The organism is Streptosporangium sp. NPDC050148, from assembly GCF_055586505.1.
This window is the reverse complement of record NZ_JBVJIA010000015.1, coordinates 173,065-197,348: the sequence shown is the minus strand read 5'-3', so window position 1 is coordinate 197,348 and position 24,284 is coordinate 173,065. Positions and strand designations below refer to the sequence as shown.

General features: G+C 73.5%; 20 protein-coding genes, 1 pseudogene and 1 riboswitch. Of the genes and pseudogenes, 10 read left to right on the top strand and 11 right to left on the bottom strand.

Features of this window, described 5'->3' with window-relative positions; translation table 11 throughout:
• Positions 1-175: 175 nt before the first annotated feature.
• The 4 genes from ACZ6RT_RS19125 to ACZ6RT_RS19110 form a co-directional block, all read right to left on the bottom strand.
• The gene (locus ACZ6RT_RS19125) at positions 176-649 is read right to left on the bottom strand and encodes a hemerythrin domain-containing protein (protein ID WP_344907467.1); all 474 of its coding nucleotides are present in this window, start codon (positions 647-649) and stop codon (positions 176-178) included.
• Positions 650-678: 29 nt separating this feature from the next.
• Entirely contained in the window at positions 679-1,860 is a 1,182-nt protein-coding gene (locus ACZ6RT_RS19120; protein WP_399195491.1) for a zinc-dependent alcohol dehydrogenase, read from the bottom strand.
• A 128-nt stretch (positions 1,861-1,988) separates the two neighbouring features.
• On the bottom strand, positions 1,989-2,936 hold the full coding sequence (locus ACZ6RT_RS19115) for a TIGR03557 family F420-dependent LLM class oxidoreductase (protein WP_399195494.1): 948 nt from the start codon (positions 2,934-2,936) through the stop codon (positions 1,989-1,991).
• A 120-nt stretch (positions 2,937-3,056) separates the two neighbouring features.
• Positions 3,057-5,372: a phosphoketolase family protein gene (locus ACZ6RT_RS19110; RefSeq protein ID WP_470155052.1), complete on the bottom strand. Its 2,316-nt coding sequence runs from the start codon at positions 5,370-5,372 to the stop codon at positions 3,057-3,059.
• Between the two features lie 290 nt (positions 5,373-5,662).
• On the opposite strand from ACZ6RT_RS19110, the gene ACZ6RT_RS19105 reads away from it, so the two are divergent.
• From ACZ6RT_RS19105 to ACZ6RT_RS19090, 4 genes are all read left to right on the top strand, one after another.
• Complete coding sequence (locus ACZ6RT_RS19105) at positions 5,663-6,523, top strand: fumarylacetoacetate hydrolase family protein (RefSeq protein WP_470155050.1); 861 nt, start codon at positions 5,663-5,665, stop codon at positions 6,521-6,523.
• A gap of 279 nt (positions 6,524-6,802) precedes the next feature.
• On the top strand, positions 6,803-7,915 hold the full coding sequence (locus ACZ6RT_RS19100; RefSeq protein ID WP_470155048.1) for a DUF3500 domain-containing protein: 1,113 nt from the start codon (positions 6,803-6,805) through the stop codon (positions 7,913-7,915).
• On the top strand, positions 7,912-9,120 hold the full coding sequence (locus ACZ6RT_RS19095; protein WP_470155047.1) for an FAD-dependent monooxygenase: 1,209 nt from the start codon (positions 7,912-7,914) through the stop codon (positions 9,118-9,120). The genes ACZ6RT_RS19100 and ACZ6RT_RS19095 overlap by 4 nt, the downstream gene beginning before the upstream one ends.
• Before the next feature lie 103 nt (positions 9,121-9,223).
• Positions 9,224-10,063 (top strand): pentapeptide repeat-containing protein, encoded by an 840-nt coding sequence (locus ACZ6RT_RS19090; RefSeq protein ID WP_470155045.1) that lies wholly within the window; start codon positions 9,224-9,226, stop codon positions 10,061-10,063.
• A 131-nt stretch (positions 10,064-10,194) separates the two neighbouring features.
• Here the strand turns inward: ACZ6RT_RS19090 and ACZ6RT_RS19085 are convergent, their stop codons facing one another.
• Positions 10,195-10,530 carry an ArsR/SmtB family transcription factor gene (locus tag ACZ6RT_RS19085; protein ID WP_344907491.1) on the bottom strand — a complete coding sequence of 112 codons (336 nt, stop codon included), beginning with the start codon at positions 10,528-10,530 and terminating at the stop codon, positions 10,195-10,197.
• Position 10,531: 1 nt separating this feature from the next.
• The gene (locus ACZ6RT_RS19080; RefSeq protein WP_470155043.1) at positions 10,532-10,726 is read right to left on the bottom strand and encodes a hypothetical protein; all 195 of its coding nucleotides are present in this window, start codon (positions 10,724-10,726) and stop codon (positions 10,532-10,534) included.
• A gap of 291 nt (positions 10,727-11,017) precedes the next feature.
• On the opposite strand from ACZ6RT_RS19080, the pseudogene ACZ6RT_RS19075 reads away from it, so the two are divergent.
• Positions 11,018-11,170: pseudogene (locus ACZ6RT_RS19075) on the top strand (DUF3073 domain-containing protein); the annotation flags it as partial.
• Positions 11,171-11,315: 145 nt separating this feature from the next.
• Here ACZ6RT_RS19075 and crcB read toward each other — a convergent pair.
• The 3 genes from crcB to ACZ6RT_RS19060 all read right to left on the bottom strand — a co-directional run bounded on the left by crcB (position 11,316) and on the right by ACZ6RT_RS19060 (position 13,345).
• On the bottom strand, positions 11,316-11,678 hold the full coding sequence (gene crcB / locus ACZ6RT_RS19070) for a fluoride efflux transporter CrcB (protein WP_470155041.1): 363 nt from the start codon (positions 11,676-11,678) through the stop codon (positions 11,316-11,318).
• Positions 11,675-12,271: a fluoride efflux transporter FluC gene (locus ACZ6RT_RS19065; RefSeq protein WP_470155039.1), complete on the bottom strand. Its 597-nt coding sequence runs from the start codon at positions 12,269-12,271 to the stop codon at positions 11,675-11,677. Before ACZ6RT_RS19065 ends, crcB begins: the two co-directional genes overlap by 4 nt.
• 624 nt (positions 12,272-12,895) lie before the next feature.
• The gene (locus ACZ6RT_RS19060; RefSeq protein WP_399195514.1) at positions 12,896-13,345 is read right to left on the bottom strand and encodes a hypothetical protein; all 450 of its coding nucleotides are present in this window, start codon (positions 13,343-13,345) and stop codon (positions 12,896-12,898) included.
• 315 nt (positions 13,346-13,660) lie between these two features.
• Here ACZ6RT_RS19060 and ACZ6RT_RS19055 point away from each other — a divergent pair, with 315 nt between their 5' ends.
• Together ACZ6RT_RS19055 and ACZ6RT_RS19050 are read left to right on the top strand one after the other, a co-directional pair.
• Positions 13,661-14,797, top strand: a complete 1,137-nt coding sequence (locus ACZ6RT_RS19055; RefSeq protein ID WP_470155037.1) for a CHAP domain-containing protein — start codon at positions 13,661-13,663, stop codon at positions 14,795-14,797.
• Between the two features lie 93 nt (positions 14,798-14,890).
• Complete coding sequence (locus ACZ6RT_RS19050) at positions 14,891-15,832, top strand: siderophore-interacting protein (RefSeq protein ID WP_399195518.1); 942 nt, start codon at positions 14,891-14,893, stop codon at positions 15,830-15,832.
• A 51-nt stretch (positions 15,833-15,883) separates the two neighbouring features.
• On the opposite strand, the gene cobN is transcribed toward ACZ6RT_RS19050, so the two are convergent.
• Positions 15,884-19,588 (bottom strand): cobaltochelatase subunit CobN, encoded by a 3,705-nt coding sequence (gene cobN / locus ACZ6RT_RS19045; RefSeq protein ID WP_470155035.1) that lies wholly within the window; start codon positions 19,586-19,588, stop codon positions 15,884-15,886.
• 88 nt (positions 19,589-19,676) lie between these two features.
• A riboswitch (cobalamin riboswitch) is annotated at positions 19,677-19,849 on the bottom strand.
• A 46-nt stretch (positions 19,850-19,895) separates the two neighbouring features.
• On the opposite strand from cobN, the gene cobG reads away from it, so the two are divergent.
• The 3 genes from cobG to ACZ6RT_RS19030 are packed head-to-tail and all read left to right on the top strand — an operon-like array spanning position 19,896 to position 23,502.
• Positions 19,896-21,242, top strand: coding sequence for a precorrin-3B synthase (gene cobG, locus ACZ6RT_RS19040; protein WP_470155033.1), 1,347 nt, complete (start codon positions 19,896-19,898; stop codon positions 21,240-21,242).
• On the top strand, positions 21,239-21,865 hold the full coding sequence (locus ACZ6RT_RS19035) for a precorrin-8X methylmutase (RefSeq protein ID WP_399195524.1): 627 nt from the start codon (positions 21,239-21,241) through the stop codon (positions 21,863-21,865). The genes cobG and ACZ6RT_RS19035 overlap by 4 nt, the downstream gene beginning before the upstream one ends.
• Entirely contained in the window at positions 21,862-23,502 is a 1,641-nt protein-coding gene (locus ACZ6RT_RS19030) for a precorrin-2 C(20)-methyltransferase (protein ID WP_470155032.1), read from the top strand. Before ACZ6RT_RS19035 ends, ACZ6RT_RS19030 begins: the two co-directional genes overlap by 4 nt.
• Here the strand turns inward: ACZ6RT_RS19030 and ACZ6RT_RS19025 are convergent.
• Positions 23,490-24,257, bottom strand: coding sequence for a cobalt-precorrin-6A reductase (locus ACZ6RT_RS19025; RefSeq protein WP_470155030.1), 768 nt, complete (start codon positions 24,255-24,257; stop codon positions 23,490-23,492). The genes ACZ6RT_RS19030 and ACZ6RT_RS19025 overlap by 13 nt on opposite strands.
• Positions 24,258-24,284: the final 27 nt, after the last annotated feature.

Below are 24,284 nucleotides of genomic sequence, written 5' to 3'. Positions count from 1 at the left end.
TCAGAGGCAGGAATGTTCGGGAATCTAGAGGACCCCTGCCCCACAGGGGGGGGCCGGGGCCCGTCCGTCCGCGGTCCGAGCCTTCGCGGGCCCGCCCGGCTCACCCGCCGTCCGGACCGTGCGGGCCGTGCTGGCCACCCGGCCGCGCCGGGACCGCAGGGTCCGGACGGAGGCGTTACGCCTTCGCGCTGCTCAGCGCGAGCGGGTCACGCGGCGCGTCGGCCTTGGCCTTGGCCATCTGCTCGCCCAGCTCCTGGAGCCTCTTGCGTCCCATGGCCTCACGCACCTGCGGGAACCACTCCTCTTCCTCCTCCTCGACGTGGTGACGGACGTTCTCCATCAGCACGCTGACCTTGGCGTCGAAGCGCTCGTCCTTGGGGTCGAGGCGGGTCAGCTCCGAGAGCATCCAGACCACCACGTGGTGCTCCTCCACGCTCTCCAGGATGTGGTCGGAGGTGTCCGGGGCGCCCTCGCGCGCGGCCGGGTAGAAGATCTGCTCCTCGATGTAGGCGTGCGTGGTGAGCTCCTCGACGATCTTCGCGACGATCTCCTGCTTCGTCTTGTACGCCTGCTCGCCCGCCTTCTCGAACTCCTTGAACAGCTTCTCCACCGTCTTGTGGTCGTCCTTCAGCAGCACGATCGCGTCCATTGCCGTCCTCTCGTCGTCTGTTGCGTGGGTCAGGGGTTGAGCAGGACCTTGACGGCCCCGTCCCGTTTCTTCTGGAAGATCTCGTAACCGTGCGGGGCCTGGTCCAGCGGAAGGCGGTGGGTGGCCAGGTCCATGACACCGAGCGGGTCGGCGTCGTCGGTCACCAGCGGCATCAGGTCGTCGATCCAGCGCTTGACGTGGGCCTGGCCCATCCGGATCGTGATGCCCTTGTCGAACATCCTCAGCATCGGCATCGGGTCGGCCATGCCGCCGTAGACGCCGCTGATCGAGACCGTGCCGCCCCGGCGTACCGTGTCGATCGCCTGGTTGAGCGCGGCGAGCCGGTCGACGCCCGCGCTGGTCATCAGCGGGGCGGCCAGCGCGTCCGGCAGCAGGCCGGTGACGGCGTGGGCGAACTTGGCCACCGGGGAGCCGTGCGCCTCCATGCCGACCGCGTCGATCACCGAGTCGGTGCCCCGCCCGCCGGTCATGTCCCTGACCGCCTGGGGGATCCCGCCGGTCACCGCGGCGTCGAGGACCTCGATCCCGTGCCTGCGGGCCATGGCCAGCCGCTCCTGGACGCCGTCGACGCCGATGACCCGGTAGCCGAGGTGCTTGGCGATGCGGCAGCACATCTGCCCGATCGGCCCGAGGCCGAAGACCGTGACGCTCCCGCCCTCGGGCACGTCGGCGTAGGCCACCGCCTGCCAGGAGGTGGGGAGCACGTCGGACAGGTAGACGAACCGCTCGTCCGGCGGCCCCTCGGGGACCTTGATCGGGCCGAACTGCGCCTGCGGGACGCGCAGGTACTCGGCCTGCCCGCCCGGCACCTCGCCGTACAGCCTGGTGTAGCCGAACAGGGCCGCGCCCATGCCCTGGTCGCGGACCTGGGTGGTCTCGCACTGGGCGTACAGCTGCATGCCGCACATGTGGCAGTGGCCGCAGGAGATGTTGAACGGGATGACGACCCGGTCCCCCGGCACGAGGCCGGTGACGTCCGGGCCGACCTCCTGCACCACGCCCATGGCCTCGTGGCCCAGGATGTCGCCCTCCCCCAGGAACGGCCCCAGCACCTCGTACAGGTGCAGGTCCGAACCGCAGATCGCGGTGGTGGTGACCTTGATGATCGCGTCGTTCGGTTCCTTGATCACTGGATCGGGGACCTCGTCGACGCGCACGTCGCGCTTGCCGTGCCAGGTGAGGGCCTTCATCGCGTACCTCCGTGTGGAGTTCCGGGGCGTACGGCCCCGGAGAGGTGTCCGGGTGTTCCTCCTGTTCGACCTGCCGCGGGGCGCGGCGGGGGGCGGGCCCGCCCGGCGGGACCGGGCGGGCCTGTCGGTCAGCGGAGCCGGGGCAGGACCTTCTCGGCGTAGAAGTCGAAGAAGGCGTCCTGGTCCTGGCCGATCTGGCTGATGTAGACCTCGTCGAATCCGGCGTCCACGTACTCCTGGATCGCCTTGATGTGGACCTCGGGGTCGGGACCGCAGGGCGAGCCGACCTCGTCCTCGCTCACCATCTCGGCGAGCTCCTCGAAGTGGCGGGGCAGCGGCAGGAGCTGCGACGCCTCGCCCTGGATGCCCTGGGTCGGCCACAGCCTGTGCACGGTCTTGCGGGCCTCGGCCTCGTCGGGGCCGTAGCAGACCTTCGTGCCGGCCTGCGAGGGCTTGCCCGCGCCACCGGCCTTGTGGAACTTGTCCACCAGCTCGGCGCTGGGAGAGGTGCAGATGAAGCCGTCGGCGATCTTCCCGGCCAGCGTCACCGCCTTCTCCCCGAACGCGGACATGTACACCGGCGGCGGCTCGTCGGGCAGGGTGTACAGCCGCGCGGTGTCGACCCGGTAGTGGGTGCCCCGGTGGGTGACCAGGCGGCCGCTCCACAGGTCCCGCATGAGCTCGACGGCCTCCTCGAGCATCTCCAGCCGCTCCGCGGCCGGGGGCCAGCGCGAGTCGAGGATGTGCTCGTTGAGCGCCTCACCGGTACCCACCCCCAGCGTGAACCGCCCGCCGGTCAGCGCCGCGGTGGTCGCGGCGGCGTGGGCGATGATCGCCGGGTGGGTGCGGACCAGCGGGCAGGTGACGGCCGTGGTGATCGGCAGCGAGGTCGCCTGGGCCACCGCGCCGATCACCGTCCAGACGAAGGGGCTCTGCCCCTGCACGTCCAGCCAGGGATGGAAGTGGTCGGAGATCCACAGTCCCTCGAAACCCGCCCGCTCGGCGAGCTTGGCCTGCCGTACGAGCTCGGCCGGGCCGTGCTCTTCACTCGACAGAAAATATCCGAATTTCGTCATGTTCGTCCTAACTCCATCCCCTGAGCTGCGGCAACGACCTCCTACCCCGTGCGCGGAGGTCAAACGACCCCTTCGCGGCCCGGCCGGGCGGCGGCGCGGCCGGGGTCGGTACGGCCGGGATCAGTACGGCCAGGTCCAGTCGCGGATCTCTGCGGGGTCCTCGCCGAACGCGCGGGTGTGCGCGCGGGCCGCGAGCCGGGAGTCGACCATGTGCTGGCGCAGGTACGCCGCCCGCTCGGCCAGGCCGGGCACCCGGTCGATGACGTCGATCACCAGGTGGAAGCGGTCGATGTCGTTGAGCATGGCCATGTCGAACGGCGTGGTGGTGGTGCCCTCCTCCTTGTAGCCGCGCACGTGGATGTTGGCGTGCCCGGTACGGCGGTAGGTCAGGCGGTGGATCAGCCAGGGGTAGCCGTGGAAGTTGAAGATGACCGGCTTGTCGGGGGTGAACAGCGTGTCGAACTCGGCGTCGGACATGCCGTGCGGGTGCTCGCCGGGCGGCTGCAGCCGCATCAGGTCCACCACGTTGACCACCCGGACCTTCAGCTCGGGCAGGTGCTCGCGCAGCAGCGCGGCCGCGGCCAGCGTCTCCAGGGTGGGCACGTCGCCCGCGCAGGCCATGACCACGTCGGGTTCGGTGCCGGCGTCGTTGCCCGCCCACGGGACGATGCCCAGGCCGCGGGTGCAGTGCGCGATCGCCTCGTCCATGGTGAACAGGTCCAGGATCGGCTGCTTGCCCGCCACGACCACGTTGACGTAATCGCGCGAGCGAAGGCAGTGATCGGCCGTCGACAGCAGCGTGTTGGCGTCCGGCGGCAGGTAGACGCGCACCACCTCGGCCTTCTTGTTCATCACCACGTCCAGGAAGCCCGGATCCTGGTGGGAGAAGCCGTTGTGGTCCTGGCGCCAGACGTGGGAGGACAGCAGGTAGTTCAGGGAGGCCACCGGACGCCGCCAGGGGATCTTGCGGGAGGACTCCAGCCACTTGGCGTGCTGGTTGAACATGGCGTCGATGATGTGGATGAACGCCTCGTAGCAGTTGAACAGGCCGTGGCGGCCGGTCAGCAGGTAGCCCTCCAGCCAGCCCTGGCACAGGTGCTCGCTCAGCACCTCCATCACGCGCCCGCCCGCGCCCAGATGATCGTCGCCGTCCAGGAGCTCGGCGTTCCAGGCGCGGTCGGTGGCCTCGAACACCGCCGACAGCCGGTTGGAGGCGGTCTCGTCGGGGCCCATCAGGCGGAAGGTCTCGGGGTTGGCGGCGATGACGTCGCGCAGGAACGCGCCCAGCACCCGGGTCGGCTCGCTGGAGTGCGCGGCCGGGGACTTGGTCTCGACCGCGTAGGCGCGGAAGTCGGGCAGCACCAGCGGCCGCAGCAGCTCCCCGCCGTTGGCGTGCGGGCTGGCGCTCATCCGCCGCGTCCCCGCCGGCACCGTCGCCAGCACCTCGGCCACCGGGCGGCCTTCGCCGTCGAAGAGTTCCTCGGGGCGGTAGGAGCGCATCCACTCCTCCAGCATCGCCAGGTGCTCGGGGTTGTCGCGCATCCCGGCCAGCGGCACCTGGTGCGAGCGCCAGGTGCCCTCCACCCGCACCCCGTCCACCTCCTTGGGGCCGGTCCACCCCTTGGGGGTCCGCAGGATGATCATCGGCAGCCGGTCGGCGCGCCCGGCCCGGTAGTCGGCGATCTGCTCGAACACGGTGTCCAGGGTGCGGGCCATCAGCGGGTGCATGACCTGCGGATCGTCGCCGGAGACGATGTGCGGGCGGTGGCCGTAGCCCTCCATGAGCTTGACCAGCTCGTCCTCGGGGATACGGGCCAGCACCGTCGGGTTGGCGATCTTGTAGCCGTTCAGGTGCAGGATCGGCAGCACCACCCCGTCCCTGGTCGGATCGAGGAACTTGTTGGAATGCCAGCTCGCCGCCAGCGGACCGGTCTCGGCCTCACCGTCGCCGATGACGCACGCCACCACCAGGCCGGGGTTGTCGAACGCCGCCCCGTAGGCGTGCGCCAGCGCGTACCCCAGCTCGCCGCCCTCGTGGATCGAACCGGGCGTCTCCGGCGCCACATGGCTGGGGATGCCGCCGGGGAAGGAGAACTGCCGGAACAGCCGCCGCATCCCCTCGGCGTCGCGGGAGATCGCCGGGTAGCGCTCGGTGTAGGAGCCCTCCAGCCAGGCGTGCGCCACCGCCGCCGGACCACCGTGCCCCGGACCCGCGATGTAGATCATGTCCTGGTCGCGTTCGGCGATGATCCGGTTCAGGTGCGCGAAACAGAAGTTCAGCCCCGGCGTCGTCCCCCAGTGCCCCAGCAGGCGCGGCTTGATGTGCTCGGGCCTGAGCGGCTCGGCCGGCAACGGGTTGTCCAGCAGATAGATCTGTCCCACGGACAGGTAATTGGCCGCCCGCCAGTACGCATCGATCCTTTGAAGTTCATCCATACCCCGACAGTTCCTCCCCTGAGGCGTTCGAACCGGAACCCGGCGTAAAACCCCGGGGAACTCGGTGGGCACGGGACCCTCCGGGCGTGCCGGGGCCGCGCCGGGCGGTCGTGACCACCCGGCTCCCGCTCCCGGGACGCCGCCTCGTCCGGATCACCGGTCAGGATCACCCCCCTACCGTTATGGAGGGCGATATAGGAAGATCTCCGGATGATCCGGCGAATGATCTGATGACGCCGTGATGATTCGAGGCGCGGTGGGCCCCATCGCGGGAACGTCGGGAGTGAGCGATGAGGTTCGTCGGGTTCCGGGACGGCCGCCGGGTCCGGGTCGGGGTGCTGACCGGCGGTGACCGGGTGGCACCGCTGGCCGAGGTGGGCGAGTTCTACGAGGACCTGCCCGGCTGGAGCGCACGGGCGCGCGAGCTCGCCGACAGTGTAGGCGGTGTAGGCGGTGTCGCCGGTGAGCTCGCGCTGGGCGAGCTGGAGGCGGCCCCGGCCGTGCCGGACGCGGCGCGGGTGGTGTGCGTCGGGCTGAACTACCGGGCGCACGCCGCCGAGGGCGGGTTCCCGATCCCGGAGACCCCTGCGATCTTCGGCCGCTGGACGGCGTCGCTCGCGGTGGACGGGACACCGGTGCCGGTGCCGCCGGACGAGGCCGGCCTGGACTGGGAGGTCGAGCTGGCCGCGGTGGTCGGGACGAGCCTGCGGTGCGCGGACGAGGAGACCGCGCTCGCGGGGGTGTTCGGCTACGCCACCTTCAACGACCTGAGCGCCCGGCGGGCGCAGCGGCTGACCGCCCAGTGGACGCTCGGCAAGAACTCCGACCACAGCGGGCCCATCGGGCCGATCGTGACCGCCGACGAGGTGGGCGACCCCGCGGACGGGCTGCGCCTGGTCACCCGGGTCAACGGCGAGGTCGTCCAGGACGGCGACACCAAGGACATGATCTTCTCGGTGGGGCGGGTGCTGGCGCACCTGAGCCGGACCATGACGCTGCGTCCCGGGGACGTGGTGGCGACCGGCACCCCCGCCGGGGTGGGTCACGCCAGGACCCCGGTGTGGTTCCTGCGGCCCGGTGACGTGGTCGAGGTGGAGATCGACCGGCTGGGCGCGGTGCGCAACCCGATCGTGGCCTGGCCGGAGGACTGAACGATGCCGCAGGCGGATCACGCGCATTCCTCCTCGCCGGGTCCGGAGCCGGGTCCGGGGTCAGTCACGGGTCCGGGACCGGAATCGGGTCCGGGACCGGAATCAGGTCCGGGACCGGAATCAGGTCCGGGACCGGAATCAGGTCCGGGACCGGAATCAGGTCCGGGACCGGAATCAGGTCGGGGACCGGGCCTGCCGGGGCACGGGTCCGGAAAGGCCGGCCGTCCGGGCGTCCACCACCACGACCGGGGCCACGACCGTGACCGCGACCAGGGCCGGGTGCCGCGTTCCGGGCTGGAGGAGCGGCCCGGCGACTTCAACGTCACGCTGATCACCTTCGCGGCGATGGCCCTGTTCGACGCCCTGGACGGCGAGCAGCGCTCCCGGGCGCTGCTGCCCTTCACCGACGCCGACCGGTCGAACTGGAACTTCCTGCCCGCCTCGGGGCGCGCCGGGCTGCCGCTGCGGGACCTGACCTTCGACCAGGGCATCCTGGCGCACCGCCTGATCGCCCAGTGCTGCTCGGAACGGGCGTACGCGCAGGTGGTGCAGGTGATCTCGCTGGAGCACGTGCTGCGCGAGCTGAACCTGGAGCGGTTCGGGCACGTGGCCAGGGAGTTCCGCAACCCGGGCATGTACTTCCTGACCTTCTTCGGCCAGCCCAATCCCGACTCGGTGTGGGGGTGGCGCCTGGTCGGCCACCACCTGTCGGTGAACTTCACCGTCGTCAACCAGGACCACCTGTCGGTCACCCCGTTCCTGCTGGGCTCCGAACCGGCGCGCTTCGGCCCGTACCGGGTGCTGGGCGAGGAGGAGGACCTGGGGTTCGCGCTGCTGCGCTCGCTGGACGACGCGCGGCGGGCGAAGGCGATCATCCATCCGGTGCCGCCGGCGGACTTCGTCACCCGTACGGTGCCGCGGATCGGCGAGGTGGAGCTGCCCGACCTGCACGGGGTCGGGCGCAGGGACGCGATGATCACCGAGGCCGACCGGCAGGCCCTGCGTTACATCAGGTCCCACCCGCGCGGGGTCGGTGCCGCCGAGCTGACCTCACCGCAGCGGCGCGCCCTGGACGAGCTGCTGGAGTGCTACCTGCAGCGGGCCAGGCCCGGCCAGGTCGCCGCCGAGATGGACCGGATACGCGCCGCGGGCGACGACGGGCTGCACTTCGCCTGGGCCGGCGCCGACGACCACGGCCTCGGGCACTACTACCGGATCCAGGGCCCGGTCACGCTGATCGAGTTCGACAACACCGAGGACGAGGCCAACCACGCCCACAGCGTGTGGCGCGACCCCACGGGCGACTTCGGCGAGGACCTCCTGATGAGGCACCTCGTGGAGGAGCACCGCGGCGCGGCGCGGACGCCCTTCGAGGAAGGAACCCCCGAGTGAGGATCGCCATCGTCGGCGGAGGTCTGGGCGGGCTGACCACCGCGCTGCTGCTGAGGCAGGCCGGTGTCGAGGCCGTCGTGTACGAGCAGGCCGCCGAGCTGCGCGAGGTCGGGGCCGGGATCGTGGTGGGCCCCAACATGGCCCGGCCGCTGGTGCGGGCCGGGCTCGGCGAGCGGCTGGCCTCCTTCGCCGTCGCACTGGAGACCGCCTGGGAGTTCAGGCGCTGGCAGGACGGCCGGGTGCTGTCCTGCCAGCGGATGGGCGAGGAGTGCCGCCGGCTGTACGGCACCGACTGCTACGTCGCGCACCGGGCCGACCTGCTGGACATGCTGCGGGACGCGCTGCCGGACGAGACGGTCAGGACCGACCGGCGGCTGACCGGGCTGCGGCAGGACGGCGACGGGGTCGAGCTGGTCCTGACCGGCTCCGGCGGGCGGAGCACGACGGTGGCCGCGGACGCGGTGATCGGCGCGGACGGCATCCACTCGGCCGTACGGCAGGCGGTCGTCCAGGAGGAGCCGCCGCGCTTCTCCGGCCTGTGCGCCTACCGCTGCCTGGTCGACGCCCGCCGGGCGCCGGAGCTGGCGCTGCGGCGGGTGCAGACGCTCTGGCTGGGTCCGGGCCGTCACTTCGTGCACTATCCCATCCGGGACAGGGAGCTGATCAACATCGTCGCGATCGTCCCGGCCGGCGAGTGGCGCGTCGAGTCGTGGACGGCCGACGGCCGGTTGGAGGACCTGGCCGCCGAGTTCGAGACGTGGGACCCGCGCCTGGGAGGGCTGATCGCCGCGGCCACCGAGACCAAGCGCTGGGCCCTGTACGACCGCGGACCCCTGGAACGCTGGACGTCCGGGCGGGTGGCCCTGCTCGGCGACGCCGCCCACTCGATGCTGCCCTTCTTCGGCCAGGGGGCCGCCCAGGCGGTCGAGGACGCGGTGGTCCTGGCCGGGTGCCTGCGCGAGGCCACGGCCGGGACCGTGGCCGGGGCACTGGCCCGCTACGAGGAGATCCGCAGGCCCCGGGCCTCGCAGGTGCAGCTGATGAGCCGCGGGCGCGAGGTGCAGAACCACCTGCCCGACGGGCCCGCCCAGGTGGAGCGCGACGCCGCGCTGGCCGCGGGCGACCCGCTGCGGCAGAGCGCCTGGCTCTACGGCCACGACGCCGAGGCCGCCCTGACCGGCCGGGCGGTGCCGGAGCGGAGATAGGCTGCCGGGGTGGAGGCGTCGTTCACGCCCGTCCCGCGGTGAACGGCACGCCCGGCCCGCAGGATCCGATCCGCACACTCGCTCAGCAGGGGGATGTCGCACGTTGTCCGAGGAACGTGAGCACGCGGGCCCCGTCCCGGTGAGGGAGCGCCAGGACCTGCGGGCCGACTGCGCCGACTGCTTCGGCCTGTGCTGCGTGGTGCCGGCCTTCGCGGCCTCGGCGGACTTCGCCATCGACAAGGGGGCCGGGCACGCCTGCCCCAACCTGGGGCAGGACTTCCGCTGCGGCATCCACACGCGCCTGCGGGAGAGCGGCTTCCGGGGCTGCACGGTCTACGACTGCTTCGGCGCGGGGCAGAAGGTCTCGCAGGTCACCTTCGGCGGGCGGGACTGGCGCCGGGCTCCGGGCACCGCGAAGCGGATGTTCGAGGTGTTCCCGATCATGCGGGACCTGCACGAGCTGCTGTGGTACCTGACCGAGGCGCTGGCCCTTCCTGCGGCCCGCTCGCTCCGCGACGAGCTCGGCGCCGCGCTGGAGGAGACCGAGCGGCTCACCCGGGACGAGCCCGAGGCCCTCGCCGCGCTGAACGTGGAGGCGCACCGGCGGAAGGTCAACGCCCTGCTGCTGCGCGCGAGCGAGCTCGCGCGGGCCGGGGCCGGCCGGCGCAGGAAGGACCACCGCGGCGCCGTCCTCATCGGGGCCAGGCTCAAGGGCGCCGACCTGCGGGGGGCCAGCCTGCGGGGCACCCAGCTCATCGGCGCCGACCTGCGGGGAGCGGACCTGAGGGGGGCCGACCTCATCGGGGCCGACCTGCGGGGCGCCGACCTGCGGGGCGCCGATCTCACCGGGACGATCTTCCTGATCCAGTCCCAGCTGGACGCGGCCAAGGGCGACGCCTCGACCAGGCTCCCGGCCTCGCTCGTCCATCCGGCGCACTGGTGATCCGCCGGTCCCCTGTGTTCCGCCGCGTTCCACGGACCCGTGGTCCGGTGACGTACCGGCGCCGTGCTCCGGTGACGTGCCGTCGGCGCCTGCTCCGGTGAGGTACCGGTGGTGCCGCGGGACGCGTGAGGCTAGCCGCGCGCCTCGGCGCGCAGTTCGGCGAGCAGCTCTCCCTGCCCGGCCAGCAGCTCGGTCAGGATCGACCGCGCCGCGAACATCAGGTCGGCCACGTCCGGGGTGGACAGGGCGTACACGACGGTGGCGCCCTCCCGGGTGGCGGTCACGATCCCCGCGCGGCGGAGCACCGCCAGCTGCTGGGAGAGGTTGGAGGCCTCGACGCCGATGGCGCTCAGCAGGTCCCGCACCGGCAGGGGGCCGTCCTGCAGCAGCTCCAGCACCCGCACCCGTACGGGATGACCGAGGGTGCGGAAGAGCTCGGCCTTGGCCTGGTGCAGCGGCACCGGCATGTCACACCGCTCCGCCGCCGGGCCCGCCGCCCGCGTGGCGGACGTCGACGCCGTGCCGCTCGGCGATGCGCAGCAGGTTCTCCAGCCGCCCGGACAGCACCTCGACCGAGTGATCGTCGAAGGCCTGGCGCATGAGCTCCAGCTCGCCGTCGACATCGGCGATGCGCGCTCGTAGCTCGGCCTCGAACTCGCTCATGCCCCACCCCCCTGGTCGGACCGCCCCGTACTGACCGGTTTACCGATACACCGGTCCTCATCATGTGTCAAATTGCTTAATTCTTCAAATCATAATGACGTTGGCTATGATGGCGACGGCCGTTTTCCAACAGGACCCGCGACCGATTTGATCCCGACCGATGACGGATCAGCCGGGAAGCGGGATACTTGGTGCGGCTACCGCGGGCTGACCTGCGGCGTCAGAGCACGCCAGCCGGCGATGCGACAGTGACGAGAGGCCGAGCACGGCCTGCGCGAGGGAGTACAGCCAATGGGACGGGGCCGAGCCAAGGCGAAGCAGACGAAGGTTGCTCGCGAGCTGAAGTACAGCAGCCACGACATGGATCTTGACCGGTTGCGCAAGGAGCTGGGCGCCGGTGACGATCCCGCGCCGGAGAGCGAGGCCGACGACATCGGCGAGCCCACCGGCAGGTAGTGCGCGGCCCCCGGCACGGCCGAGGGTCCGCACCACCGGTCACGGGTTCGCGGCACCGGCCGGTCACCGTGCCCCGACCGGCCCTCGCGGCCCGGACCCTCGTCAGGAGGGGACGTCCTTCCGCGGAGGGGCGTCAGGAGGCCAGTGCCAGGGCGGCCAGCATGCCGCACCAGGCCGCCCCCAGCCCGGTGGCGATGCTCCCGGCGACGTTGAGGAGCGCCGCCAGGCGGGCACCGGACCCGGCCAGGCGCACCGTCTCGTAGCCGAAGGTGGAGTAGGTGGTCAGCGCTCCGCAGAACCCGGTCCCGGCCAGGGCCGTCGTCGCATCCCCGGCCGGAAGCGCGATCAGGAACCCCAGCAGCGCCGACCCGGACACGTTGACGGCGAAGGTCCCCCACGGGAACCTCGCGCCGTACCTGGCCTGGAGCGCCCGGTCGACGAGATAGCGCAGCGGGGCGCCCAGGGCGGCGCCCAGCGCGACCAGCAGCACGCTCACCGCTCGCCCGCCGCGCCGTCATCGCCGCCGCCGTCACCGTCGTTGTCGCCGTCGCTTTCGCCGGAACCGGGACCGGGACCGGCGCGGAGGATGAGACGGCCCAGCGCGATGCCGGTCCAGGTCGCCGCGAGTGCCGCCGTCACCGTGCCGAACAGGTACCCGAGCGCGACCTGCGGGGCACCCGCGGCCACCAGCCGCCCGATGTCGATCACGTAGGCGGAGAAGGTGGTGAAGCCGCCCAGCACCCCCACCCCCAGGAACGGGCGGAGAAGCGGGTGGACGCCCCGCGCCTCGGTGACGAACACCATCAGCAGGCCGATGAGCAGGCACCCGGACACGTTGATCGCGAACGTCGCCCAGGGAAAACCGTCCGGCGGGTGCGGGAAGGCGAGGACGAGCCCGTGACGGGCCAGCGCACCGGCCGCCCCACCGGCCGCGATCACCCCCAGCGTCGCCCACGGGACCCGGCCCGGCCCGGCACCCTGGCCGGGAGCGGCGGGATCGACGTCACGGCCGGTGGACACGGCCGGACCGGAGGCGGGGACGGCCGGACCGGAGGTTCCGGTGGGGTGACGGGCGGGCGGCTCGGACATGCTCTCCCCCTCCCGTACCGCCCCCTGCCGACGTGGCAGGGGACACCCGGCGGGCCGGCTCGTTCACGATCACCGGCGGAGGGTCCACGGACCGGCGGACCTCGCCCGGCGAGGGCGGTCCCCAGCATATCGACCGGCCGGCGGGGAACACCGTGCCCGTCCCCTCGCGTCCTTCGGTGTCCGCGCCGCCGCCCCGGCCGCGTGTGACACGGCGGCGGGTTCCGCGCAACATCGTGCAACATCGTTGAAGGCGCCGCGGGCGGCTGTCTACCGTCACGACTAGCGCGCTCGGCCGGACGGCGGAACCGCGCCCCCAGTGCACGACGGAGAGCTCTGGCGGGTCCCACATCGTCTCACGGTGACCGGCTCCCCCCTTCCCGCCGGCCACCGGGACCCGCCGGTCCATGCGCCGTGGCCCCGGGACGAATGGCCGGTCCCGCGCGAGGCAGGGTCGTCTCGCCCGGACGGAAGGTCTCCCTGGGTCACGGCCACCATCCCGGCCCTCGCGCCCTTCGGCCTTTCGCGTCCGGCGGCTCCCGGACGGGAATCGCCGGGTCGTCGGGGGGTCGGCGGGGGCCGGCGGGTCTCTTGGACGGCCGCGGGGCGCGGTGATCCCCGGGATGGCTACCTGGCCCTGGGGCGGTTGCCCCACCTGGGCTTGCGGAACAGGTCGCGCCGCTCCAGCAGGTAGACGAGCCTGGCGGCGGCGGTCCTGACGGCCTCCTCGTGCCGGTGCCGCTTCTGCGGGACCGTGGCGCTCCAGCGTTCGAGCAGCAGGGCGATCTCCTCGGCGAGCTCGCCGATCACCCGGTAGCGGGTGCTGAAGGCGTACAGGTCACCGTGCACCTCCTCCACCAGGTCCTCCTCGACCCGGTGGGCGAGCGGCCTGACCCTTCTGAGGATCCCGGCCTCCATCGCCGGGGTGACCGGTGCCCTGCGGGCGTCGCCCTCCGGAACCATGATCAGGGCACGTACCCGTGCCACGGCCAGGGCGCGCTCGGCCTGCGGGGTCGAGGGATGCTCGGCAAGATCCAGCAGACGGCGCAGGGTCTCCTGCGTCTTGTCGTCGAACATGGAATCCCGTTCCGCCTTCGCGTCCGCGTCCAGCCGGGCCGGGAGGGGCCACGGCACCGGCACCCGCGCACACCGCGCACGTGCCGTCACATGGTATTCGACCACCGGGACGTGGCAGGTCCGGCCCAAGATGGTAAAGGGTGAGGAGCCGCGTTTCACCTGTTTCTTCGGATCCGGTATCCGACGGCCGTCCAGCCCGGTTTTTTACGCCAATAGCCTCACTTGGTCTTTTTTCTCCGAATAAAGTCCGTCTTTGTCGGACGGCGCCCCTCCTTCGCGGCAGGGCGGAGGAGATGGACGGGGTGGCTCACGGCCATGGATCCGATCGGTGACGATCTGCTCAGGACCATCAAGACCGAGATCGGGTACCGGGAGGGACCCGGCCGGCAGAGCAAGTTCGGCGAGTGGTACTCGGTCAACGTGGTCAAGGACCCGCAGTACAGGACGGCCCCCTGGTGCGGGATGTTCATCGCCTGGGCCGCGGAGAAGGCGGGCGTGCAGCAGTACGTCGGGCAGTTCGCCTGGACCCCCTCGCACGGGCGCTGGTTCGAGACGAACGGCGCCTGGTCGCGTACGCCCGAGCCGGGGGCGCTGGTCTTCTTCGACTGGTCGGGTGGCAAGGACATCGGGGGGATCGACCACGTCGGCGTGGTGGAGCGGGTCGAGGGTGGAACGATCCACACGATCGAGGGCAACGTCGACCGGGTCTGGCTCAAGCGCAAGAAGCGCGACCAGGACAAGGTCGTCGGTTACGGCCTGCCGCGTAAGGTCAAGGAGCACCTGGCCGGTGCCGTGCCCGGCGACGACGGCGCTCCCGGGCAGGTCGCGGATCGCATCGAGGTCCGCCCGCAGCTCGTCCGGGAGGCGGTCGTCCTGACCGAGGTGCCCGGAGCCTCCCCCGTCCCGGTCGAGACGGCCGTGATCGCCGGGCTGCTGACCCTCGTCCTGGGCATGACGTTCGTGCTGTCCAGGCGGCGTCCGCGGGTCTCGGCGGGACGGCACCGCAGGAGGGACGGGCGGCGGAGGGCCGCGGACGCGCCGATCGAGGCGGCGGGCCCGCACGAGCGGACCCCGGCCCGCGGGACCGGCTCGCACGAAAGGACCTCTGCCGGCGGGACCGGCTCGCACGAGCGGGCGTCCCTGGCGCGACGGACGCCGTCCCCGGACCGGTCCGGGGGGCCGGCCGTGCCGGCGCACCTGTACGAGGCGGTCCGGGTGACCAGGCCCGGCTGGGCCCACGACCCGTACCGGCCCGGGACCCCCGTCGCGGCACGCAGACCGGCACTGGAACCGGCGCGCAGACCGGCACCGGAGCCGGCGCAGGAATCGGCGCGGAGGCCGATGCCCGCGCCGGTACCGGCGCCCGCGGGGACGGTGACGGCCCCGCTCGCGGAGGATCCGCGCGAGGTGGAGCGTGCCCGGACGGCACCGGAGGCGCGGCGCGCGGCGTGACAATCGCGACATTCAAGACAGCCGAGAAGTTGATAATTAAGGTTAGGCAAAGCTAAGTTGCTGGGGACGACATCCCTCGGCGAAGGCGGCACGATGACAGCGGGCAGCGAGCAGACCCTTGAGCGCGCGGCGGAGGTCCCGGCCTACCGCTGCCACGATGTGAGGGTCGTGCGCGTCGCGCGGCTCAGCCCGAGCTTCCTGCGGATCACCTTCGGCGGCGAGGACCTGGCGGGCTTCGCCGACCACGGCTTCGACCAGCGGATCAAGGTGATCCTCCCGCTGCCGGACGGCGGGATCACCCCCCTGGGCGACGACGCCGACTGGTACCGCCGCTGGAGGGCGCTGCCCGACGAGCTGCGCAACCCGATCCGCACCTACACCGCGCGCGCGGTACGGCCGCACCTGCGGGAGCTGGACGTCGACTTCGTCCTGCACGGCGAGAGCGGCCCGGCCTCGCGCTGGGCGACCCGTGCCGCGCCCGGCGACCGGGTCCTGGTGGTCGGCCCCAACGCCGCCCACCCCGGCCCCACCGGTGGCCAGGAGTGGGCGCAGCCGGCCGGTGCCACGCACCTGCTGCTGGCCGGGGACGAGACGGCCGTGCCCGCCATCACCTCGATCGTCGAGTCGCTCTCCGGCGCGGTACCGGCCACGGCGCTGCTCGAGGTCCCCGAGGCCGCCGACGAGCTCCCGCTCGACCTCCCGCCGGGCGTGCGGGTCGTCTGGCTGCCGCGCGAGGGGGCCCGCCACGGCGACCTGCTCGTCCCCGCCGTCCACGAGGTCCTGCGGACGCTCGTCCCGCCGGCCGCCGCGCCGGCCGGACCCGCCACCGGCGGCCTGGAGGACGTCGACGTGGACGCGGAGATCCTCTGGGAGGTGCCGGAGTCCTCGCCGGGTGAGGGCCTGTACGCCTGGCTGGCCGGTGAGGCCGCGGTGGTCAAGCTGCTGCGCCGGCACCTGGTCCAGGAGGTCGGGATCGACCGCTCCTCGGTGGCGTTCATGGGCTACTGGCGGCTGGGCCGCTCCGAGAACAACTGACCGGTCCGTCACCGCCGGGCCGCTCCACGGGAACGACCCGGCGGGACCGGATCAGGCGCCGTCCTCCAGGTCCCCCTCGGACTTGAGGTAGATCTCCTGCAGGTCGCGCAGGACGTCCGGGTCGGGGTGTTCCCACATGCCCCGGTTCGCGGCCTCCAGCAGCCGCTCGGCGATCCCGTGCAGCGCCCAGGGGTTGGACCGGGCCATGAACTCCTGGTTCTCCGGGTCCAGCACGTAGGTGGCGGCCAGCTTGTCGTACATCCAGTCGGCGACGACGCCGGTGGTGGCGTCGTAGCCGAACAGGTAGTCGACGGTCGCGGCCAGCTCGAAGGCGCCCTTGTACCCGTGCCTGCGCATGGCGGCCAGCCAGCGCGGGTTGACCACCCTGGCGCGGAAGATCCTGGAGGTCTCCTCCGACAGGGTGCGGGTGCGGACGGCCTCGGGCCTGGTGCTGTCGCCGATGTAGGCGGCCGGGGCCTTGCCGGTGAGCGCCCGGACCGTGGCGATCATGCCGCCGTGGTACTGGAAGTAGTCGTCGGAGTCGGCGATGTCGTGCTCGCGGGTGTCGACGTTCTTGGCCGCCACCGCGATCCTGCGGTAGGCGGTCTCCATGTCCTGCCTGGCCGGCACCCCGTCCACGTCCCGGCCGTAGGCGAAACCGCCCCAGACCGCGTACACCTCGGCGAGGTCGGCGTCGTCGCGCCAGTTGCGGCTGTCGATCAGCGGCAGCAGCCCGGCCCCGTAGGCGCCGGGACGCGAGCCGAAGATGCGCATGGTGGCCCTGCGCTCGTCGCCGTGCACGGCGTGGTCGGCGAGCACGTGCGCGCGCACGTAGTTGAGCTCCTCGGGCTCCTCCAGTCCGGCCGCCAGCCGTACCGCGTCGTCCAGCATGGCCACCACGTGCGGGAAGGCGTCGCGGAAGAACCCGCTGATCCTGACCGTGACGTCCACCCGGGGCCGGCCCAGCTCGACGGCCGGGATCGGCTCCAGGCCGGTGACGCGGCGCGAGGCCTCGTCCCAGACCGGCCGCACGCCCAGCAGCGCCAGCACCTCGGCCACGTCGTCCCCGGCGGTGCGCATGGCGCTGGTGCCCCAGACCGACAGCCCCACCGAGCGCGGCCAGTCGCCGGTGTCGGCGCGGTAGCGCTCCAGCAGGGAGTCGGCCATCGCCTGCCCGGTCTCCCAGGCCAGCCTGCTCGGCACGGCCTTGGGGTCGACCGAGTAGAAGTTGCGGCCGGTGGGCAGCACGTTGATCAGCCCGCGCAGCGGTGACCCGCTCGGCCCGGCGGGGACGTAGCCGCCGTCGAGGGCGTGCAGGATCGCGTCGATCTCGTCGGTGGTACGCGCCAGCCTCGGCACGACCTCCAGCGCGGCGAACCGCAGGATCTCCTCCACCGTCCGTGGGTCGGCGGCGCGGGCGCCGTCCGTCCCGGAGACACCGGCCGCACCCGCCGTACCGTCCGCGCCGGTGGGACCGGCGGGGCCGGGGAGGCCGGCAGGGCCGGGAAGGTCCGTCGCCGGGCGCAGGACCGCGGCGGTCACCTCGGCGGCGGCGGACACCTCCCAGCCGCGTTCCTCCATGCCCTCGACCAGGGCGCGGGCCAGGGTCTCGGCCTCGTCGACGCCGATCCGCGCCGCGCTGCCGTCCTCGGCCAGGCCGAGGGCCTCGCGCAGGCCGACGAGCGCCTGGCCGCCGGCCCACATCTGCCGGGCGCGCAGCATGGCCAGCACCAGGTCCACGCGCGCCGCGCCCTCGGGGGCGGCGCCCAGCACGTGCAGGCCGTCGCGGATCTGGACGTCCTTGACCTCGCACAGCCAGCCGTCGATGTGCAGCAGGAAGTCGTCGAACTCGGCGTCGTGCGGCCGGTCGGCGACGCCGAGGTCGTGGTCCAGCCGGGCGGCCTGGATCAGCGTCCAGATCTGGGCGCGGATCGCGGGCAGCTTGGCCGGGTCCATCGCCGCGATGGAGGCGTGCTCGTCGAGGAGCTGCTCCAGCCGGGCCATGTCGCCGTAGCTGTCGGCGCGGGCCATCGGCGGCACCAGGTGGTCGACCAGGGTGGCGTGCGCGCGCCGCTTGGCCTGGGTGCCCTCGCCGGGGTCGTTGACCAGGAACGGGTAGACGAGCGGCAGGTCGCCGAGCGCGGCGTCCGGCCCGCAGGAGGCCGACAGGCCCGCGGACTTGCCGGGCAGCCACTCCAGGTTGCCGTGCTTGCCCACGTGGACCACGGCGTGGGCGCCGAAGCCGTCGGCCAGCCAGCGGTAGGCGGCCAGGTAGTGGTGGCTGGGCGGCAGGTCGGGGTCGTGGTAGATGGCGATGGGGTTCTCCCCGAAGCCGCGCGGCGGCTGCACCATCACCACCACGTTGCCGGCGCGCAGCGCGGCCAGCACGATCTCGCCCTCCGGGTCGGCCGACCTGTCCACGAACAGCTCCCCGGGGGGAGGTCCCCAGTGCCGCTCCATCCCCTCCCGCAGGTCCGCGGGCAGCGTGGCGTACCACTCGGCGTAGCGGGTCGCCGCGATGCGCACCGGGTTGCCGGCGAGCTGTTCCTCGGTGAGCCAGTCCCGGTCCTGACCGCCCGCGGCGATCAGCGCGTGGATGAGCGCGTCACCGTCCTGCTCGGTCACCCCGGGCAGCTCGCCCTCGGCGCCGATGTCGTAGCCGCGCTCGCGCATCACCGCCAGCAGGCGCACCAGGCTGGCGGGGGTGTCCAGGCCGACGGCGTTGCCGATGCGGGCGTGCTTGGTGGGGTAGGCCGACAGCATCAGCACCAGCCGTCGCTCGGCGGGCGGCACGTGCCGCAGCGCGGCGTGGCGCACCGCGATGCCCGCCACCCGCGAGGCGCGTTCGGGGTCGGCCACGTAGACGGTCAGCCCGTCCTCGTCGATCTCCTTGAAGGAGAACGGCACCGTGATGATGCGCCCGTCGAACTCGGGGATGGCGACCTGGGTGGCGGCGTCCAGCGGGGACAGGCCGTCGTCGTTCTCCTCCCAGGAGGCGCGGCTGCTCGTCAGACACAGGCCCTGCAGGATCGGCACGTCCAGCTCGGCCAGCGCGCCGACGTCCCACGCCTCGTCGTCCCCGCCGGCCGACGCGGTCGCCGGGCGGGTGCCGCCCGCGGCCAGGACCGTCACCACCAGGGCGTCCACCGTGCGCAGCGCCTCCAGCAGGCCCGGCTCGGCCGTGCGCAGGGACGCGCAGTACAGCGGCAGCGCCCGCCCTCCGGCGTCCTCGATCGCCGAGCAGAGCGCCTCGACGAAGGCGGTGTTGCCGGCCACGTGGTGGGCGCGGTAGTACAGCACCCCGACGACCGGCCCGTCCTGGTCGCGCGCCTCGCGCTCCAGCGTCCCCCAGGTCGGGGTGGGGGCGGGCGCGGCGAACCCGTGCCCGGTGAGCAACAGCGTGTCGGACAGGAAGCGGTACAGCTCGGTCAGGTTGGCCGGGCCGCCGTGCGCGAGGTAGGCGTGCGTCTCGGCGCACACCCCTCCGGGCACGGTGGACAGCTCCATCAGCTCGGCGTCCGGCGCCTGCTCGCCGCCGAGCACGACGACGGGACGGGGACCGGCGAGCAGGGCGTCCAGCCCCCCCTCCCAGGCGCGGCGCCCGCCGAGCAGCCGTACCACGACCACCTCGGCGCCCTCCAGCAGCGGTGGCAGGTCGGCGACGCCCAGGCGGGCGGGGTTTCCCAGGCGGTAGTCGGCGCCGCTCGCGCGGGCGCTCAGCAGGTCGGTGTCAGAGGTCGAGAGCAGCAGGATCACGCGCCACACTCCATCGGCGGGGTCGCACTGCGGTGGGGGAACGGCGGAAAGCGCACGGAGCATCCTCCCTCGGGGTCCTCGCCCCGGGTCGTCGTCGGCCGCGACGGCTGGAGTCTCCTGGCTCCCGGATCGGTGCTCGCCCCGGCCTTCCCGCCCGTCGCCGGGCAGTGGCCCGGTTGAGGTTCGCTCCCCGGTCACAGTGGCGGGACCGCGCCGGAATCACACCGGCTTCCTCCCAACGCCATCGCCACCGATGACACTACGGCAGTCCGGCTCCCCGCAAGAAACTGGCACTAGCATCCCGTGAGTGGACATTGCCGACTTTCATGGACGATCACGGCCTGACGCATGTCCCGGAGCGCTTCAGGTCCACGCCGCCGCCGACGGCGGCCTGGCCCGCGTCCGCGTGCCCGGGGGCCGGCTCACCCCCGCCCGGCTGCGCGAACTCGCCACGGCGGCGCGCCTTCACGGTGACGGCGCCGTCGAGCTCACCTCCCGGGCCAACGTGCAGGTACGCGGTCTCGCCCACGACGACGACCCCACCGCCCCGGACGACGGGTTCGCCGCGCGGATGGCGCGGGCGGGACTGCTGCCCTCGGCCACCCACGAGCGGGTCCGCAACATCCTCGCCTCCCCGCTGACCGGCCTGGACGGTCCCGGCGGCGGGGTCGCCGACGTCACCCCGCTGATCGGCGAGCTGGACCGGCGACTGTGCGCCCGGCCCGCGCTGGCCGCCCTGCCCGGCCGGTTCATGTTCGCCCTCGACGACGGGCGCGGCGACGTGGCCGGGCTCGGCGCCGACGCGGCGGTCCTGGCCGTCGGGCCGGACCGGTTCGCGCTGCTCCTCGCCGGGACCGACACCGGCCTGTGCGTCGGGACGGACCAGGCCGTGACCGCCCTGCTCGCCGCCGCCGAGGCGTTCCTCGACGAGCTGGCCGCCCGGGACGTCACCGCCTGGCGGATCTCCGAGCTCCCCGACGGGCCCGCCCTGGTCACCGCCCGCGTATCGGCCGCCCTCCCCGCGGACCCCACCGCGGATCGCACCGTCCAGGCGCCCCCCTCCGAGCCGGTACGGCCGCGGCCCGTGGCGCTCGGGCCGGTGGGGCTCATCGGCACCGCCGCACCCCCCGGCACCGCCCGGAGCGGCCCCGCGCGGGTCGCGCTCGGGGTGGCGGTTCCCCTGGGACGGCTGACCTCCGCCCAGGCCGAGGTGCTGGCCGACGTCGCCACCGGCGGGGAGATCCGCCTGACCCCCTGGAGAGGCGCGGTCCTGCCCGGCCTGACCCGCGCCGAGGCCGCGGACGCGGCCGGCCGGCTGCGGGCCGCCGGCCTGGTCGTCGACCCCGGCTCGCCGTGGATCGGCGTCACGGCCTGCGCCGGACGTCCCGGCTGCGCCAAGTCCCTGGCCGACGTGCGGGCCGACGCGACCGCCGTCGTCGCCCTGGCCCCGCCCGCCCGGGACGCGTCCCGCACCGATACGCTCCCCGTGCACTGGGCGGGGTGCGCCAGACGCTGCGGCCGCCCGAAGGGGCGGGTCGCCGACGTGGTCGCCACCGGCCACGGCTACCGCCTGGAGCTGGACGGCACCGGCCTGACCTGCTCGGGCATCGAGGAGACCGCGGCCGTGGTGACGGCCGCCAGAGGGGAACTGTGATCGACTACGTCCGCGACGGCGCGGAGATCTACCGCCGCTCCTTCGCCACCATCCGCGCCGAGGCCGACCTGGACGCGCTGCCCGCGGACGTCGCCCGGGTGGCGGTCCGCATGATCCACGCCTGCGGGATGGTCGACCTGGTGGACGACCTGCGCTGGTCGGCCGGGGTGGTGTCGTCGGCCCGCGAGGCGCTCCGCGCGGGCGCGCCGGTGCTCTGCGACGCCATGATGGTCGCCTCCGGGGTGACCCGGCGCCGCCTGCCCGCCGGCAACGAGGTGATCTGCACGCTCGGCGACCCCCGGGTGCCGGAGCTCGCCGCGGAGCTGGGCACCACCCGCAGCGCCGCCGCCCTGGAGCTCTGGCGCGACCGGCTCCAGGGCTCCGTGGTCGCGATCGGCAACGCGCCCACCGCGCTGTTCCGGCTGCTGGAGATGGTCGAGCAGGGTGCCGGGCGCCCGGCCGCCGTCCTCGGCGTCCCGGTCGGCTTCATCGGCGCCGCCGAGTCCAAGCAGGCCCTCGCCGAGCATCCGGCGAACCTGGAGTACCTCGTCGTGAGCGGACGCCGGGGTGGAAGCGCGATGACCGCCGCCGCGGTCAACGCGATCGCGAGCGAGGAAGAGTGAGCGACGACGTGACCGTACGCGCGACCGGACGGCTGTGGGGAGTGGGACTGGGGCCGGGCGACCCCGAGCTGGTGACCGTCAAGGCCGCCCGCCTGATCGGTGAGGCGGCCGTGATCGCCTTCCACAGCGCCCGCCACGGCCGGAGCATCGCCCGTTCGGTGGCCGCCCCCTACCTGCGCGAGGGCCGGATCGAGGAACCCCTCATCTACCCGCTCACCACCGAGACCACCGACCATCCGGGTGGCTACCAGGGGGCGATCGACGACTTCTACGCCGACTGCGCCGAGCGCCTCGCGGCCCACCTGGACGCCGGTCGCGACGTGGTGGTGCTGTGCGAGGGCGACCCGCTCTTCTACGGCTCGTACATGCACATGCACAAGCGCCTGTCGCACCGCTACACCACCGAGGTCGTGCCGGGCGTGACCTCGGTGAGCGGTGCCTCGGCCGTGCTGGGGCGCCCGCTGGTCGAGCGCGACGAGGTGCTGACCGTGCTGCCCGGGACGCTCCCGGCCGACGTGCTCGCCGAGCGTCTCGCGGCCACCGACTCGGCCGCGGTGCTGAAGCTCGGCCGTACCTTCACCAAGGTCCGCGACGCCCTCGCCGAGGCGGGGCGCCTGGACGAGGCGTGGTACGTCGAGCGCGCCACCACCGGGCAGCAGCGCATCGCCCCGCTGGCCGAGGTCGACCCGGACGGCGTCCCGTACTTCTCGCTGGCGCTGATCCCCAGCCCGGTCAACGCGGCCCCTCCCGTTCCCGTTCCCTCCCCCGGGGCCGTCACCGCGTCCCCGATCCCGTCCCCGTCCCCGTCCGCGTCCCCGTCCCCGTCCCCGTCCCCGTCCGCGGACGCGGTGCCGGTGTCGGACGCGGTGCCGGTGTCGGACGTGGGCCGGGCGCGCGGCGAGGTGGTGGTGGTCGGGCTCGGCCCGGCCGGACGGCCCTGGCTGACCCCCGAGGCGCAGGAGGCACTGGCCGCCGTCGACGAGCTCGTCGGGTACGGCCCCTACCTCGACCGCGTCCCGCCCAACCCGCGCCAGCGCCGCCACCCCACCGACAACCGGGTGGAGGCCGAGCGGGCCGCGCACGCGCTGGAGCTGGCCGCGGCCGGGTCCCGGGTGGCGGTGGTCTCCTCGGGCGACCCCGGGGTCTTCGCGATGGCCAGCGCGGTGCTGGAGGTGGCCTGCGAGCCGAGGTTCACCGGCGTGCCGGTCCGGGTGCTGCCCGGCCTGACCGCGGCGCACGCGGTGGCCAGCAGGGCCGGGGCTCCCCTGGGCCACGACTACTGCGTGCTGTCGCTGTCGGACCTGCTCAAACCGTGGGAGGTGGTCGCCGGGCGGATCAGCGCCGCCGCGCGGGCCGACCTCGTCCTGGCGATCTACAATCCGGCCTCCCGGAGCCGCACCTGGCAGGTGGCCGCGGCCCGCGACCTGCTGCTGGAGCACCGCGCGCCGCACACGCCCGTGGTCATCGGCCGTGACGTCGGCGGCGCCGCCGAGAGCGTGACCGTCACCACCCTCGGCGACCTGGACCCGGACGCGGTCGACATGCGCTGCCTCCTGCTGGTGGGCTCCTCCACCACCCGGGTCACCGAACGGGACGGCGGCCGGGTGGTCTTCACCCCCCGGCGCTACCCGGCATGACCTCTCCCGCCGGGAACGGCCGCGCCCTCCAGCCAGGCGAGCGCGGCCGGCACGTCCCCCACCGCGGGCACCCCGGCGGGCGCGGGCGGGCGGTCCACGACCACGACCGGCAGGCCGAGCTCGCGGGCGGCCCTCAGCTTCGCCGTGGTCATCTCACCGCCGCTGTCCTTGGTCACCAGCACCTCTGTCCGGTGGGTGCGCATCAGGGCCGTCTCCCCCTCCACGGTGAACGGCCCCCGGCTGAGCAGCACCTCCGTGCGGCGCGGCATCGGCGGCTCGGGCGGGTCCACCGACCGGGCCAGGAACCAGTGGTCGTCGAGGCCGGCGAAGACCGGCAGGCTCCTGCGGCCGGTCGTCAGGAAGACCCGCTTCCCCAGCGAGGGCAGCAGCGCGGCGGCGGCCTCCAGCGACGGCACCCGGCGCCAGTCGTCACCGGGCCCGGCCTGCCAGCCCGGCCGGCGCAGGATCAGCAGTGGCAGGCCGGTCCGGGCCGTCGCCTCGACCGCCGAGGCGGTCATCCGGGCCGCGAACGGGTGCGTGGCGTCCACCACCGTGCCGATCCCCCGCTCCACCAGCCAGGTCGCGAGCCCGCCGGGGCCGCCGAAGCCGCCCTCGTGCACCTCGCCCACCGGCAGCCGCGGATCGCGCACCCGGCCCGCCAGCGACGACACCACGTGCGTGCCGTCGCGCCCGGCCAGCGCGGCGGCCAGCCTCCTGGCCTCGTCCGTGCCGCCCAGGATCAGGATGTTCGCCACCCCGCCACCTCTTTCCGCCCGTACCGT